Raw genomic sequence first — 14585 nt, 5'->3', positions numbered from 1 at the left:
CCTGGAGGAGAATCGCCATGACCGCCGAAACCGTCATGACCATGACCTACCAGGCTATGAAGATCGTGCTTGCGATGGCTGGGCCCTTGCTGCTCGTGACACTGGTGGTGGGCCTGGTCATCAGCATCTTCCAGGCCGCCACGCAGATCAACGAAATGACGTTGTCGTTCATTCCGAAGCTGTTGGCCATGTGCGGCGTGCTGGTGCTGCTCGGTCCCTGGCTTATCGGCGTCATGGTCGACTACATACGGCAGCTGATCGGCCAGATCCCCATGCTGGTGTCCTGAGCGGCGCCTGCCGCCGGACACCGGACCTTTCCCCATGATCGCCTTCACGCTCGAGCAGCTCAACGGCTGGATCGGCCAGTTTCTCTGGCCGTTCGTGCGCATTCTGGCGCTCGTGGGCACCGCCCCGCTGTTCTCGGAATCGCTGATTCCCATCAAGGTCAAGGTCGGGCTGTCCTTCGTCCTGGCCGTTGCGATCAGTCCGGCGCTCGATCCCGTGCCGCCCATTGCGCCCGGTTCGTTTGCCGGATTGTGGATGGTGATGCAGCAGGTGCTGATCGGCATCGCGCTGGGATTCACCATGCGCCTGGTGTTCGCCGCCGTGCAGACCGCCGGTGAATTCGTCGGCCTGCAGATGGGCCTGTCGTTCGCGTCGTTCTTCGACCCGAGCTCCGGCGCCAATACCGCGGTGCTGTCGCGCCTGTTCAACATCATTGCGATGCTGACATTCCTGGCATTGGACGGCCATCTGCTGGTCCTGGCGGCGCTGGTCCGCTCCTTCGACACCTTGCCCGTCGCCATGATCCAGTTGCATCAGAACGGCTTTGGCGTGGTGGTGGAATGGGGCAAGACCATATTCGTATCGGGTCTGCTGCTGGCCCTGCCCCTGATCTGCGCGCTGCTGACCATCAACCTGGCCATGGGCATCCTGAACCGTGCGGCGCAGCAGCTATCCGTGTTCTCGATCGGATTTCCCGTGACGCTCATCATCGGCGTCACCATTCTGGCGGTCGTCCTGCCGCACGCCGGGCCCTTCCTGGAATCGCTGTTCGAATCCGGCCTCACCGCGATGAGCCGCGTCGCCGACGCCCTGGCGGGCAAGTAGGACTGGACTCATGGAGACCGCCGGGGCGGTGTGTGACACCGCCCCGCGCCCGATCACTGCTGCCCGGTAAGACGGAACACCCGGATCGTCTCGCGCAGCGCGCCGGATTGGTTGCCCAGTTGGACCACCGCGCCGCCCAGGTCCTGGACCAGCGCGGTGTTCTGCACCGTCATCACGTCCATCTGCGACACCGCCGTATCCACCTGCTCGATGCCGCTGGACTGTTCCTGAGAGGCCTGCGAAATCTCGCCAATGATGTCGGTGACACGATGCACGGCGGCCACGATGTCCTGCATCGTCGCGCCCGCCTGCTCGGCCTGCAGGGAGCCTTCGGTCACGCGTTCCACCGAGTCTTCGATCAGGCCCTTGATCTCCTTGGCTGCCTGGGCGCTCTTCTGCGCCAGGCTGCGCACCTCGCCCGCCACCACCGCGAAGCCCTTGCCCGACTCTCCGGCGCGAGCCGCTTCCACGGCAGCGTTCAACGCCAGGATGTTGGTCTGGAATGCAATGCCTTCGATGATGCTGACGATGTCGGCAATCTTGCGGGAACTGTCCGAAATGCCGTGCATGGTGCTCACCACCTGCCCGACCGCCACACCGCCCTTGCGCGCCACTTCCATGCTGCTGGCGGCCAGCTGATTGGCCTGTCGCGCATTGTCCGCGTTCTGCCGCACCGTGGAGGTCAGCTGTTCCATGCTGGCCGCGGTCTGCTGCAAGGACGCCGCCTGGCCTTCGGTACGGCCCGCGAGTTCCTGGTTGCCGCGCGCGATATGCGCCGCGGCATGGGTCGTACCCTCGATGCCGCGATACACATCCTGCGCGATCCCGATCAGGCTCTTGCGCATCACATCGAGCGAAAATTTCAAGCTTCCGACTTCATCGTCGGAATCCGCCACGATCTGCGTGGTCAGATTGCCAGCGGCGACCTGACGCGCCATATTGGCCGCATCCACCATCGGATCCAGCAGCGAGCGCGACAGGCGCCAGCCCATGCCAAAGATGGCGATAACGCCCAGCGCGATGGCCGCGCAGCCGACGCTCGCGCCCAAGGTGCCCAGTTCCGCCCAGTTGGCCCGCAGGCCGTAAATACCGGCGCCGGCCATGATTGCCGATGACAGCAGCGCGTGGCGCAGCATGCGGCTGCGGACATTGCGCCGGAACGGAAATGCCAGCACGTCCACGCCGCGGCGCCAGCCTGCCCGCACGGGACGCCCGCGCAGGATGCGCACGCCCTTGGCCGTGCCCTCGCGAATGCGGGCATACAAATCCTCAGCCATTTCGATCTGTTCTTCGGAGGGGCGCACCCGCACCGAGGAATACGCCACGACCTCGCCGTTTTCGACGATGGGCGTCGCGTTGGCCAGCACCCAGTAGTAACCGCCGTCCTTGCGCCGGTTCTTCACCAGCCCCAGCCAGGACTCTCCGGCCTGCAGCGTTTCCCACAGATCTTCGTAGGCTTCGGGCGGCATGTCGGGATGACGCACGATATTGTGCGGCTTGCCGATGAGCTCTTCTCGGGAAAAACCGCTGACTTCGACAAAGGCCGGGTTCGCATAGACGATCCGGCCCTTGGTATCAGTACGCGAGATCAGGTATTGATCCTCGCGCAGCTTGGTTTCTACATTGTGGACAGGTAGGTTGACGCGCACAGCTTGTCTCCGGGTACATCATGTCGAGCAGCGAATGAATATCGGCGAGCAAACCGGATCTGACGCCCCGCATAGACGTGTTCCCCCGCCAGGTTCGTCAGGCTCCGGGACGGCATGGCCCCCGCGTTTTCGAACACTGTTCACCGCCCTTTTCAGGCGTTATTGTTGTTAACGACCAAATTTTCGAAAACTTAACGTGCGCATGAATTTTGCGCACACCAAGGCGTAAAGCACATGGACCGCGGCCGCGCATCAGCGCGGCCGCGGTCCTGTTGCAGACGTTAGAAGACGGGCATCAAGCCTGCGTCAGCGTCGGCGCGGCATAACCGCCCGACAACTGGTGCGCGGGGACCTCGATCACTTCACCCGTGTTGATCTTGAACACGGCCACCGCTTCGGCCAGGCGCTGCGCCTGCTCTTGCAGAGACCCCGCTGCCGCTGCAGCCTCTTCCACCAGCGCCGCGTTCTGCTGCGTCACCTCGTCCATCTGCGACACCGCGCGGTTCACCTGGTCGATGCCGCTGGACTGCTCTTCGGACGCCGCCGAGATCTCGCCCATGATGTCCGTCACGCGCTTCACCGACGCCACGATCTCCTGCATCGTTGCGCCCGCGCGCTCCACCTGCTGCGAACCCGCGCCGACCTTGCTCACCGAATCCTCGATCAGGCCCTTGATTTCCTTGGCCGCCTGGGCGCTGCGCTGCGCCAGCGAACGCACCTCGCCCGCCACCACGGCAAAACCCTTGCCCTGCTCGCCCGCGCGCGCCGCTTCCACAGCCGCGTTCAGCGCCAGGATATTGGTCTGGAACGCAATGCCGTCGATCACCGACACGATCTCGGAGATCTTGCGCGAGCTGGCCGAGATGCCTTGCATCGTGCTGACCACTTCCGACACAGCCGAACCGCCGCGCTCCGCCACGTCGGACGCGCTGGCCGCCAGCTGATTGGCCTGGCGCGCGTTGTCCGCGTTCTGCTTCACGGTCGACGCCAGCTCTTCCATCGAGGCCGCGGTTTCCTCCAGCGAAGCCGCCTGCTCTTCCGTGCGGCTGGACAAGTCCGTGTTGCCGGCGGAAATCTCGCGCGAGCCCACCGTGATTTCGTCCACGCCGCTGCGTACCGCGGACACCGTACGAGTCAGGCTTTCCTGCATGCGCTTGAGTGCGGCGAACAACTGGCCGATCTCGTTGTGCGAACGCACTTCCACGCGGCTGGTCAAGTCTCCGGCAGCAATCTTGTCGAAATGCTGGCCGGCTTCCACCAAGGGGCGCACCACCAGGCGACCAAACACCAGACGCGCCAGAATCATCAGCAACACCGCCAGACCGACGGCGACGCCCACCGCCACCATGGCGAGGTTGAAGTTGGCTTCCGCCTCGTTGATCGTCTCCTGCTGCTGGTCGCCGATGTACTTGCCGAACTCGCTGAGCGCCTCGATGAAGGCTGCGCTACGCGGCGTGCCGTACTCGTTGTTCACCATGTAGAAGGTGGAATAGTCTTCGCTGCGCAGGGCTTCGACCATGGTATCCACGCCATCGTCGATGTACGAACGATAACGACGGACCAGGTTCATCGACAACTGACGGCCCGTATCGTCCTGCAGCATGTTCTTCTGGAAATCGGCGAAGCGGCTACGCACGCCGGTCAGCAGGTCCGTTGCGCCCTTCAAGGCCGCCGCGGCATCGCGGGCCGAGTTCTCGCCGCTGCCCCAACCGGATTCCTGCAGGTGGCGCGCGGCGACCATCAGCGCAACGCGCGCGCGCAACATGTCGCTGTTGATCACTTCGACCTGCTTCGCACGCTCGGTCAAGGCATTGACTTCGCGGATCGACTCATAGTTGTTCTGCAGGAAATACGCGGCCAGACCGCCCACCGCCGCGATCAACACGGCGAAAAACGCCATGACCCACAGCAACATGGTGCCGACGCGGGCATCGCGCAACCGCAGCTTGCGCTTCACCTTGGGTGCGCGCGCGGCCTTCTTCTTGCCGACTTTTCCGGATTTCGTACCGGACTCGAGACTCGCTTCCATATTATTTCCCCATCCCTCAGGAACTACTCTGACCAAATGAAAAACCACCCGGTGGACATGCCTTGTTACACGAGGCACGAACTCCGGGCGACGTACATCGCGGCGCGCGCCGCGATGCTCCCCGCTGGACTACAGGGCGTTATTTGCCCTGAGGCTGCAAGCCGGCCGGTTCACCCGGACCCGGTATGTAGATGGTCTGCACCTCGGGAGCCGCAGCGGGCGGCGCCATATCCTGACGCAGGTCAGGCACAGACGCGGGTCCCAGCAGCTTCTGGCGTTCCCAGGGTTCCAGCAAGATATTGGTGCTGTCGACGAGGCGCAGCAGCCGGCCATCCGGGCCGAACTGCAGCAGCGCTTCCTTGCGGCTGTACAAGCCGTCCGCGACGAAGGTGATTTTGAAGGCCCAGAGCGCGAGCAGCGTACCGTCGGTCTGCTTATAGAGTTTGTCGGGCGGGGCGGTCAGCGCACGAGAGGCCTCTTCCAGCGTCGTTTGCCCAGGGGTCAAGGTCGACAGCTTGTCCGGGTCGAAATTGTGCCCGGTCGCCGCGCAGCCAACCAGAAAGACCGCCAACACGGCCGTTGCCAGAAGATGTATATAGCCTCGCATACCCTACCCATTTACCGGCAAGGCCGGTGTCAGAAAGATTCCCAATCGTCATCCGCAGGCGCCGATCGGCGGCTTGGCGTCGTCGCGGGCTTCGCCGCTGGCGCAGCGGCCGGACGCACAGTGGGACGGCGCAGCGGCCGTGCCGCAGTCGCCCCTTCGGCCGCAGCCGGCTTGGCCCGCGCGGAATGCGTCAAACGCACGGCCGGTACCGCCTTGGCCTCTGCCGCGGGCGCGTCCGCCTGCGCCGCCGGGGCGGAGGGAGCAACCGGGGCAGCCACGCGCGCCGCCGGGCGTCGCCCCGCCAACTGATGCGCGGGGACTTCGATCACTTCGCCCGCATTGATCTTGAACACGGCCACCGCTTCGGCCAGGCGTTCGGCCTGTTCCTGCAGCGAACCTGCGGCGGCAGCCGCCTCTTCCACCAGCGCCGCGTTCTGCTGCGTCACCTCGTCCATCTGCGACACCGCGCGGTTCACCTGGTCGATGCCGCTGGACTGTTCTTCGGACGCCGCCGAGATCTCGCCCATGATGTCCGTCACGCGCTTCACCGACGCCACGATCTCCTGCATCGTTGCGCCCGCGCGTTCCACCTGCTGCGAGCCCGCGCCGACCTTGCTCACCGAATCCTCGATCAGGCCCTTGATTTCCTTGGCCGCCTGGGCGCTGCGCTGCGCCAGCGAGCGCACCTCGCCCGCCACCACGGCAAAACCCTTGCCCTGCTCGCCCGCACGCGCAGCCTCCACCGCGGCGTTCAGCGCCAGGATGTTGGTTTGGAACGCAATGCCATCGATCACCGACACGATTTCAGAAATCTTGCGCGAGCTGGCAGAGATTTCCTGCATGGTATTGACCACTTCCGACACCGCCGAACCGCCACGCTCGGCCACGTCCGAGGCACTGGCGGCCAACTGGTTCGCCTGGCGTGCGTTGTCCGCGTTCTGCTTGACGGTCGAAGCCAACTGTTCCATCGAGGCGGCGGTTTCCTCCAGAGAAGCCGCCTGTTCCTCCGTGCGGCTGGAGAGATCCGTATTGCCCGCGGAAATCTCCCGCGAACCCACATTGATTTCATCCACTCCGCGACGCACCGACGCCACGGTGCGCGTCAGGCTTTCCTGCATGCGCTTGACCGCCGCCATCAGCATGCCGATCTCATTGGTGGAGGTCGCGTCCACGCGCACGGTGAGATCGCCGCCGGCGATCTTATCGAAACTGTCGCTGACAGCGCGCAAGGGACGCAGCACCACGCGGTTCATGAACAGGAAGGCTCCCATCCATACGGCCAAGATCAGCACGGCGAGCGCGACGTACACAATCGCCATCGTCGCCGCCTGCGAACGCGAAGACGACACCATCTCTTCGCTATAGGAGGTGATGTCCTTGGCAAATTCGGTCAGTTGCTTCGAGAATGCCCCACTCGCGGCGCCGGCCCTGGTGTTCTTCAGATCCAGGTAAGCCGCCGAATCGCCCTTGTCCAAGGCCGACATCATGGCCTGCAGCGCGTCGGCGAACCCGTTGAAGGACGAAATAAGATCGCCTTCGGCGCTCTTGCCTAGCGCCGTAGTCTTCGGGATGGCCTTGAAGGTTTCCATCTTCTTCTTGGCGTCGGCGACCAGCTGCTGCACCGTGCGCGTGTTCTCGCTGGCGCCGTTGGCGTCGCCTGTGGCCCGCTGCGCGGCGGCGATGTCGGCGCGTATCGTCGCGCGCAACATCTGCGTGTAAGCGTCCTTGATCAGATTCGCCTGCTGCACGCTCAAGGTGTCCAGCGCATTGATCGCCTCGGAGTTGGAACGCATGCTGTTCCAGCCCAGGACAATGGACACCAGCGCGGCCAGCGCCACGGCCAACTGGGCGAGCATCAAGCCCGTGCGCACCTTCAGATTGCTAAACATTTCCGTATATTCCGGTAGTCGTCCCGGCGGCATTCATGCCGCCAAGCCGTAAATAGGGGGTAGCTTTACTGCGTGTGCTGCGCTGACGGATCCCTCCGTCAGAAAGACTCCCAATCGTCGTCCGCCACAGGCGTTGGACGTCGGCTGGCGGCTGGCGCCGCAGGCGTGGCATCCTTGGCACTCGTCGGGCGGCTGGCCGGCCGGCGTAGCGGACGAACGGTAGTGGCTGCTTCCGGCGCTGGCTTGGGTCGGGCGACCTGCGTCAGGCGGGGCGCAGGCGCCGCCTTCGGCGCAGGTTCCGCCGGCTGAGGCGCTTCTGCCTTGGCAGGTTCGGTGGACACCTTGCTTGCCGCTGCTGCCTGCGGCGCGGACGGAGCCGGCATGCGCGGCGCGGCGCGTTGCGACGCCAATTGCTGCGCGGGGACTTCAATCACTTCGCCCGCATTGATCTTGAACACGGATACTGCTTCGGCCAGGCGCTGCGCCTGCTCTTGCAGAGACCCTGCAGCCGCTGCAGCCTCTTCCACCAGCGCCGCGTTCTGCTGCGTCACCTCGTCCATCTGCGACACCGCGCGGTTCACCTGGTCGATGCCGCTGGACTGTTCTTCCGACGCCGCCGAGATCTCGCCCATGATGTCCGTCACGCGCTTCACCGACGCCACGATCTCCTGCATCGTTGCGCCCGCGCGCTCCACCTGCTGCGAGCCCGCGCCGACCTTGCTCACCGAATCCTCGATCAGGCCCTTGATTTCCTTGGCCGCCTGGGCGCTGCGCTGCGCCAGCGAGCGCACCTCGCCTGCCACCACGGCAAAGCCCTTTCCCTGCTCGCCCGCGCGAGCCGCTTCCACAGCCGCGTTCAGCGCCAGGATATTGGTCTGGAAGGCAATGCCGTCGATCACCGACACGATCTCGGAGATCTTGCGCGAGCTGGCCGAGATGCCTTGCATCGTGCTGACCACTTCCGACACAGCCGAACCGCCGCGCTCCGCCACGTCGGACGCGCTGGCCGCCAGCTGATTGGCCTGGCGCGCGTTGTCCGCGTTCTGCTTCACGGTCGACGCCAGCTCTTCCATCGAGGCCGCGGTTTCCTCCAGCGAAGCCGCCTGCTGCTCAGTGCGGCTGGACAGGTCCGTGTTGCCCGCCGAGATCTCGCGCGAGCCCACGTTGATCTCGTCCACGCCACGGCGCACCAGCGCCACGGTGCGGGTCAGGCTTTCCTGCATACGCTTGATCGCGCCAAACAACTGGCCGATCTCGTTGGTGCTGCGCACATCGATGCGACCGGTGAAATCGCCGGCCGAAATCTTTTCAAAATGATCCCCTGCTTCACGCAGCGGGCGCAGCACGGTCCGGCTGATGAACAGCCAGCACCCAACTGCCAGGGCCAGAGCGATCGCCAGCATCACGATCGTGACCGTGCGCGACACGCCGTGGGCCGTCTCGGCCTGCACCACCAGCTCGTCGGTGGTGGAGTCGATATGCGCCAGCACACCGCCCACCGCTTCCCTCAGCGCGGTGTTCGCTGCGCTGCCGGCATCGTTCAGGTCCAGGTAATCCTGCACGGCCATGGTCGACAACGCGGCCGCCTGACGCTTGACCACGCCGTCGAACTGTTTGTAGGCGCTTTCCAGCTTTTGATTCAGTGCATCCGAGCCTTCCAGACGCGGTGCCTTGCGGTACGCATCCAGCGCCTGGGCGCCCTCCTGCATCAAGCCTTCCGCACGCTTGGCCTGCGAGATCGCCTGTTCGGTCTTTCCTTGTTGCAGATCCATCAGGGAAGTCGCCAGCAACAAGCGCCCGCGCAGGAACAGGATGTAGGCACGGTTCAGTTGCGAGGCTTGCGTGGAGTAGGCGTCGTTGACCCGCTCCAGCTTCTCATTGCTCGAGTTCAGCCCCATCCACGCCACGCCATTGGATATGAACATGGCGCCCGTGAAGAGCAGCAACACCAGAACGAGACAGGTGCGGACTTTCAAGTTGACAAGCATGGAATATCCGAGCGTTAAGCAATGTGAGACGACAATTTCCTACCCTGCACGCACACACGGACGCCCCGGCCCCTGGCCAGTAGCGTCCGCAAAGGCGCAACTCTACGCACCCGAGGGCGCGCTTTTGGACCTACCGCATTGCTACTTGCGGCTGAACAGGCTCGATCCCTGGATGGTCATGAACGCAGCCGAGGCCGCTTGCAACGCCACCTGGCGCAGCGCAAGCTGGCTAGCGCCCGCGTAGTAATCCAGGTCTTCGAGATCGGACAGCGATTTGCTATAGGACAGGCCCTTGTTCGTGCCGGTCGCGTCCAGCGCTTCAATTTCATTCACGCGGGCGCCGACAGACGCCGCCACGGTCTGCACATTGTCGAAATTGCTCGCCAGTTTCTTATTGGCGGTCGCCAATTCGTTGTTCAGCCTCGCAAGCGCAACCTCGTCGCCCGCGATGGGGGAATCGAGCACCTTGATCAGGCTGTCAAGCGTATTGAACAGGTCCACGTCGGCCGACTGGATGCTCTCCACGTTGATCACGTCACCGTTCTGGGGAGCCCCCTTGATTACCACCGAGATTCCGCCAAGATCGATCGCGGAGCCCTCGGTATAAGCCGTGGGAGCTGCAGGCGGCATCGGCGTGATCACAGGCGGAACCGGCGGATTCGCGTTCGGATCCGTCGTCGTCACCCGATAGCCCATGGTGCCCGTGGCCGGGTCCGCTTCAAACTGCAAGCTGAAATTCTTGCCGATGTTGGCGCTGCCGGGCGTCACCGATACGGTGCTGAACTGGGCGGTGCCGGTGTTCGCCGCCGCAGCGGTGCTGACGTAGGCTTGCGAACCAGGGTTGGCCCGGCTGAACACGTCGCTGCCAATGTCGCTGGAGGAAACCTGGCGCGACTGGTCGATCTGCACGGTGCGTTCGCCGGTGGCTCCGCTATACACGATCTTGCCCGTGGCGTCTTGCGCGTAAGGAATCTGTCCGCCCTGGTAGCCTGAGAACAGGTACTGACCGTTGCCGTCCGTACTGTTCGCCAGGCCGAGCAAGGCGTCGCGCGCACTCTTCAGGGCCGTCGACAGGGATTGACGGTCGCTGTCCGCGAACGTGCCGTTGCCTGCATTGATCACCCGGGTGCGCACATCAGTCAGCGCGGTCGTAACCGAATCCAGGATGTTGTTTTCCTGGGACAGGTTGGTCTTGGCAGTATTGCGGTTCAGCTGGTAGGTGGAGTTCATTGCCTGCGTCTGGGCGACGTTGATCGCCAGCGACGCCGACAGCGGATCATCCGCCGGACTCAGGAACTTGCGGCCGCTGCCCACCTGTTCGACCAGGCGGTTCATGTCGGATTCCTGAGAGAGAACGCCCTTCAGGCCATTCGAGTACATCATCGAGGTGCTCAGGCGCATGGTGAAGCTCCGGATTTATCTTTATTGGTCACGAGTCAATGATTCGATCAGCCGCGCAGACCCAGCAACGTGTCGAACATGGTGCTGGCCACATCAATGATGCGGGCGCTGGCTTGATACTGTTCCTGGTACAGCGACAGGCTGACGTACTCTTCGTTCAAGTTGACACCCGACACGGCCTGCTGCGCTGCGGTCTTCTGCGCGATCAGATTCCCCTGCGCGATGGCAGCAGTCTTGATTTGCGCGGTCTGCACGCCAACGGTGTTGACCACCTGGGAGAACATCTCGGTAATGTTCATCGTGCCGCGGCCCAACACCTTTGCAGTTTGCAGTTGAGCCAGCTTCAGGGCGTTCTTGCCGTTGCTGTCGCCGCCGGCGGCGTCAGCCGCGGCAATCTTGTCGGGATCCGTGATCAGCACTTGCAGGTCGCGGGCCGCGTCGCGCGTGGGGGACAAGGACCACTTGTCACCCGCCTGAGGCGGTGCGTCGATCGTCAAGGTCACGCCCATTTCGGACCGCAGGTCGAGCGTCGCCGAGGGCGGCGTGCCGGTGGCCGGGCCGTTGTAGACTTGCGTGCCTTCCGGCATGCGCAACACCCGGTAAGAACTGCCATCGAACGAGATTTCGTAGTCTTTGGCGTTGATGTTGTTCAGATCGGTGAACTGACCGGAAATCTGCGCGTTGCCCTTGTTGTTCGCGTTCGGCACGCCCTGCGGGTTGCTGATGCCGAAGAAGTCCGTGCCGGGCTTGCCGCTTTGGTCGAGCCCTTGCTTATGCTGTTCGTTGAAGGACAAAGCCAGGCCTACCGCCATCTGGCCCAATTGGCTCTGCATGACGTCCAGGGACGATGCCCGGAACTGGAGCAGGCCGCCGAGCTTGCCGCCGGTCACTTCCGCATCATTCAATTCCACCGCAACCGTCTTGCCGGTGCCAGCAGGCAAGGTGTAGGCGATGACAGTACGGCTAGTATCCTGGGACGAAGACACCGCCTGCAAGGGGTAGATCGTATTGCCCGACAGCAGCGCCTGGCCACCGTTGGCCAGCGAAATGCTGATCTTGTCGCCTTGTTCGTAGGTGGTGACGCCCACCAGCTGGTTCAGTTCCATCACCGCCTGGTCGCGCTGATCCAGGAGATCGTTCGGGGGGCTGCCGCCAGCCTTGCCCGTCGCCAGCGAAATCTGCTGATTCAAGTCGTCGATACGCGACAGATAGCTGTTGACCTGGTCGACCGTGGTCGTGATCTGCGCATTCAAACCCATGCGCTGGTTCTGCATTTCCGAATAAGCCGAACGGATCTGCGTGGCCAGGCTATTGGCTTTTCCCAACAGATCCTGGCGTGCGGCCGGGTCAGCCGGCTTGCTGGCGACCGTGTTCATGCTGGTAAAGAAATTGGTCAGGCCGGGAGCGATGCCCACCGTGCGGTCAGCAAACAGATTATTGATCTGCGAGACCTGGTCGAACTGGGTCTGAAGCTGGGCGCCGCTACCCTGCGCGCCGACCAGTTGCTTGTACAGGAAACTGTCGTAGCTGCGCACGACCGTGTCGACCTGCACGCCACGGCCGATGAAGCCGTTGCTGGTGGCCTGAGCGCCGGCGGTCGAAACCATGACGCGCTGGCGGTTGTACCCGGCCGTGGTGGCATTGTTGATATTGTGGCTGGTGGTGGCCAAGCCTGCCTGAGCGGCGTTCAGCCCGCCCAGTGCCAATTTATACATGTTCATGCTGACAATGCCCCGTATTTAACCGCTGATATGCCTGGATATCCAATTAACGGCAGGAGGTGATCGGAATTTAGAGTCCTTCCAGCATCTGGCGAGAAATTTCCACCTTGGATGCCGCGCCTCGCAGCTGGCTCATCACGCCGATCAATTTTTGCGCGTACTGCGGATCGGTCGCATAGCCCGCATCCTGGATCCGGCGCGCCGCCTCGATCTCGTTTCGCGCCTGCGTGACACCCTCGTAGCGCGGGCTGTTGCCGATCAGCCGGGCGTAATCCGCGAACGATTCCTCGTAGGACGCGTAGGCGCGGAAAGGTTGCGTCACCTTTTTCGCCACGCCATCTTCGTATTCGGTGGTCAACACGTTGACGACCTGACCCTTCCAGCTGGAACCCGCCTTGATGCCGAACAGGTTGTAGCTGGTGCTGCCGTCCTGGTGCTTGATCTCGCGCTTGCCCCAGCCCGACTCCAGCGCCGCCTGGCCCATGATCAGGCGGGCCGGCACGCCGCTTTGCTGGGAAGCGAGATTGGCGGCGCGCGACATTTTGGACACGAAAGCGACCACGTGGTCGGGCGCGCCTTCCGCGGCGGCCAGCGCCCGGTTCTGCGCGCTGTTGTTGCGCATCACATTCAACAGGGCCGAGACTTCGCGCGAGCCGGCCGAGCGGAAATCGAGATCCGAACCCTCTCCCAGGCGCTTGACGGCATCCGCGCCCAGCTCGCCGGGCTTGCCCTGCTGCATCTGCGCCAAGATGGCACCAGACAATCCGATGCCGGGCGACGCCAGATGCAAGGCCAGTTGCTCGTCCGCCATGGACTGCAGCATCTGCGTCTGCTGCGAGTCGAACAGCCCCTCCTTGGGCGTCGCCTCGCGCATGCGCTTGACCATCATCTGCAGGAACAGGGCCTCGAACTGCTTGGCGACCTGCTTCTGCTGCTCCGTCCCCTCAGGATCTTTCTTGACGTCGCGCTTCAAGTCCGACAGGCGGCCCATGTCGAAGACCGAATCCTGCCGGCTGGCGCCGCGCGCCGCATCATTGGTGTAAGCCATGGCCGTCAGATGATTTCCAGTTCGGCGCGCAAGGCGCCGGCCGTCTTCATGGCCTGCAGAATCGCCAGCAGGTCCTGCGGCGTGGCGCCCAAGGCGTTCAAGCCCTTGACCACGTCCGCCAGATTGGCGCTGGTGCTCACGCGCTGCAGGGAGCCGTTTTCCTGGCGCACCTCGATCTGGGTATTGGGCACCACTACCGTCTGCCCTTCGGTGAACGGCGTGTCAGGCTGAGACACCTGGTTCTGGCGATTGATGATGACCGACAGATTGCCGTGCGCCACGGCGGCCTCTTCGATCATGACGGTACGGTTCATGACGACCGAACCCGTGCGCGCATTGATGATGACCTTGGCCACGGTGGGCGCGCGCGTCACCTGCAAATCTTCGAGCTGCGACAGGAAACGCGCCTGCGACGCCTGGTCCATCGGCGTACGGACCTGCACCACGCGCCCGTCCAGGGCGGTAGCGGTGCCTTGGCCGAACTTGCGGTTCAACGCCATGGACACATTCTGCGCCGTGCCGAAATCGGTGTTGTTCAGTTCCACGTAAACGTAGCCGTCGCGCGAGAACGTGGTGGGCACGCCGCGCTCGACAATGGCGCCGGCGCTGATGCGTCCGCCGTTCAACTGGTTGATCTGCACGCTGGAACCGCCGGCGGAGGCGCCCGCGCCGCCCACCAGGATATTGCCCTGGGCGATGGCGTAGACCTGGCTGTCGGCGCCTTTGAGCGGAGTCATCAGCAACGTGCCGCCGCGCAGGCTCTTGGCGTTACCCATGGACGACACCACCACGTCCAGCGTCTGCCCCGGGCGGGCGAAAGCCGGCAGCGTGGTCGTGACCATGACCGCGGCCACGTTCTTCAACTGCATATTGCTGCCGGGCGGAACGGTGATGCCCAGCTGCGACAGCATATTGGTCAGACTTTGCTGCGTGAACGGCGTCTGCCGCACCTGGTCACCGCTGCCGTCCAGGCCCACGACCAGGCCATAGCCGATCAGCTGGTTGCCCCGCACGCCCTGGATTGAAGCCAGATCCTTGAGCCGTTCGGCGTGTGCCGCGCCCGCGCCGGCCACCAGCCCGACCGAAATGCAGACGCGCGCCAACAAGGACACCAAGGCGGATATCGGATTCGGTTGTTTCATG

The 14585-nt window shown here is 63.7% G+C and carries 11 protein-coding genes; 2 read left to right on the top strand and 9 right to left on the bottom strand.

The genetic code is table 11. The features are described from left to right. Positions 1-17: 17 nt before the first annotated feature. Positions 18-287 carry a flagellar biosynthesis protein FliQ gene (fliQ, locus tag ACZ5YA_RS03135; RefSeq protein ID WP_008163193.1) on the top strand — a complete coding sequence of 90 codons (270 nt, stop codon included), beginning with the start codon at positions 18-20 and terminating at the stop codon, positions 285-287. Positions 288-321: 34 nt separating this feature from the next. Then, positions 322-1110, top strand: coding sequence for a flagellar biosynthetic protein FliR (fliR, locus tag ACZ5YA_RS03130; protein ID WP_059380382.1), 789 nt, complete (start codon positions 322-324; stop codon positions 1108-1110). Between the two features lie 53 nt (positions 1111-1163). Here the strand turns inward: fliR and ACZ5YA_RS03125 are convergent, their stop codons facing one another. From ACZ5YA_RS03125 to ACZ5YA_RS03085, 9 genes are all read right to left on the bottom strand, one after another. Beyond that, the gene (locus ACZ5YA_RS03125) at positions 1164-2759 is read right to left on the bottom strand and encodes a methyl-accepting chemotaxis protein (RefSeq protein WP_118935216.1); all 1596 of its coding nucleotides are present in this window, start codon (positions 2757-2759) and stop codon (positions 1164-1166) included. Between the two features lie 295 nt (positions 2760-3054). Continuing rightward, entirely contained in the window at positions 3055-4788 is a 1734-nt protein-coding gene (locus ACZ5YA_RS03120) for a methyl-accepting chemotaxis protein (protein ID WP_187774047.1), read from the bottom strand. Positions 4789-4927: 139 nt separating this feature from the next. Further along, positions 4928-5395, bottom strand: coding sequence for a hypothetical protein (locus tag ACZ5YA_RS03115; RefSeq protein ID WP_464091998.1), 468 nt, complete (start codon positions 5393-5395; stop codon positions 4928-4930). A gap of 29 nt (positions 5396-5424) precedes the next feature. Further along, positions 5425-7284 carry a methyl-accepting chemotaxis protein gene (locus tag ACZ5YA_RS03110; RefSeq protein WP_306632827.1) on the bottom strand — a complete coding sequence of 620 codons (1860 nt, stop codon included), beginning with the start codon at positions 7282-7284 and terminating at the stop codon, positions 5425-5427. Between the two features lie 98 nt (positions 7285-7382). Continuing rightward, positions 7383-9272, bottom strand: coding sequence for a methyl-accepting chemotaxis protein (locus tag ACZ5YA_RS03105; protein ID WP_464091997.1), 1890 nt, complete (start codon positions 9270-9272; stop codon positions 7383-7385). A 141-nt stretch (positions 9273-9413) separates the two neighbouring features. Next, positions 9414-10673 (bottom strand): flagellar hook-associated protein FlgL, encoded by a 1260-nt coding sequence (flgL, locus tag ACZ5YA_RS03100; RefSeq protein WP_118934111.1) that lies wholly within the window; start codon positions 10671-10673, stop codon positions 9414-9416. Between the two features lie 47 nt (positions 10674-10720). Next, positions 10721-12394 carry a flagellar hook-associated protein FlgK gene (gene flgK / locus ACZ5YA_RS03095; protein WP_464091996.1) on the bottom strand — a complete coding sequence of 558 codons (1674 nt, stop codon included), beginning with the start codon at positions 12392-12394 and terminating at the stop codon, positions 10721-10723. A gap of 70 nt (positions 12395-12464) precedes the next feature. Continuing rightward, on the bottom strand, positions 12465-13442 hold the full coding sequence (flgJ, locus tag ACZ5YA_RS03090; RefSeq protein WP_306632830.1) for a flagellar assembly peptidoglycan hydrolase FlgJ: 978 nt from the start codon (positions 13440-13442) through the stop codon (positions 12465-12467). Positions 13443-13447: 5 nt separating this feature from the next. Continuing rightward, positions 13448-14584, bottom strand: a complete 1137-nt coding sequence (locus ACZ5YA_RS03085) for a flagellar basal body P-ring protein FlgI (RefSeq protein WP_059374452.1) — start codon at positions 14582-14584, stop codon at positions 13448-13450. Position 14585: the final 1 nt, after the last annotated feature.

This window comes from Achromobacter sp. JCM 18799 (genome assembly GCF_055395645.1).
This window is presented reverse-complemented; position numbering and strand designations above follow the sequence as displayed.

Coding starts and splice junctions, on each gene's coding strand:
- ACZ5YA_RS03085 (WP_059374452.1), bottom strand. CDS start 14,584: ATGAAACAACCGAATCCGATATCCGCCTTGGTGTCCTTGTTGGCGCGC.
- fliR (WP_059380382.1), top strand. CDS start 322: ATGATCGCCTTCACGCTCGAGCAGCTCAACGGCTGGATCGGCCAGTTT.
- ACZ5YA_RS03120 (WP_187774047.1), bottom strand. CDS start 4,788: ATGGAAGCGAGTCTCGAGTCCGGTACGAAATCCGGAAAAGTCGGCAAG.
- ACZ5YA_RS03115 (WP_464091998.1), bottom strand. CDS start 5,395: ATGCGAGGCTATATACATCTTCTGGCAACGGCCGTGTTGGCGGTCTTT.
- flgL (WP_118934111.1), bottom strand. CDS start 10,673: ATGCGCCTGAGCACCTCGATGATGTACTCGAATGGCCTGAAGGGCGTT.
- ACZ5YA_RS03105 (WP_464091997.1), bottom strand. CDS start 9,272: ATGCTTGTCAACTTGAAAGTCCGCACCTGTCTCGTTCTGGTGTTGCTG.
- flgJ (WP_306632830.1), bottom strand. CDS start 13,442: ATGGCTTACACCAATGATGCGGCGCGCGGCGCCAGCCGGCAGGATTCG.
- ACZ5YA_RS03110 (WP_306632827.1), bottom strand. CDS start 7,284: ATGTTTAGCAATCTGAAGGTGCGCACGGGCTTGATGCTCGCCCAGTTG.
- fliQ (WP_008163193.1), top strand. CDS start 18: ATGACCGCCGAAACCGTCATGACCATGACCTACCAGGCTATGAAGATC.
- flgK (WP_464091996.1), bottom strand. CDS start 12,394: ATGAACATGTATAAATTGGCACTGGGCGGGCTGAACGCCGCTCAGGCA.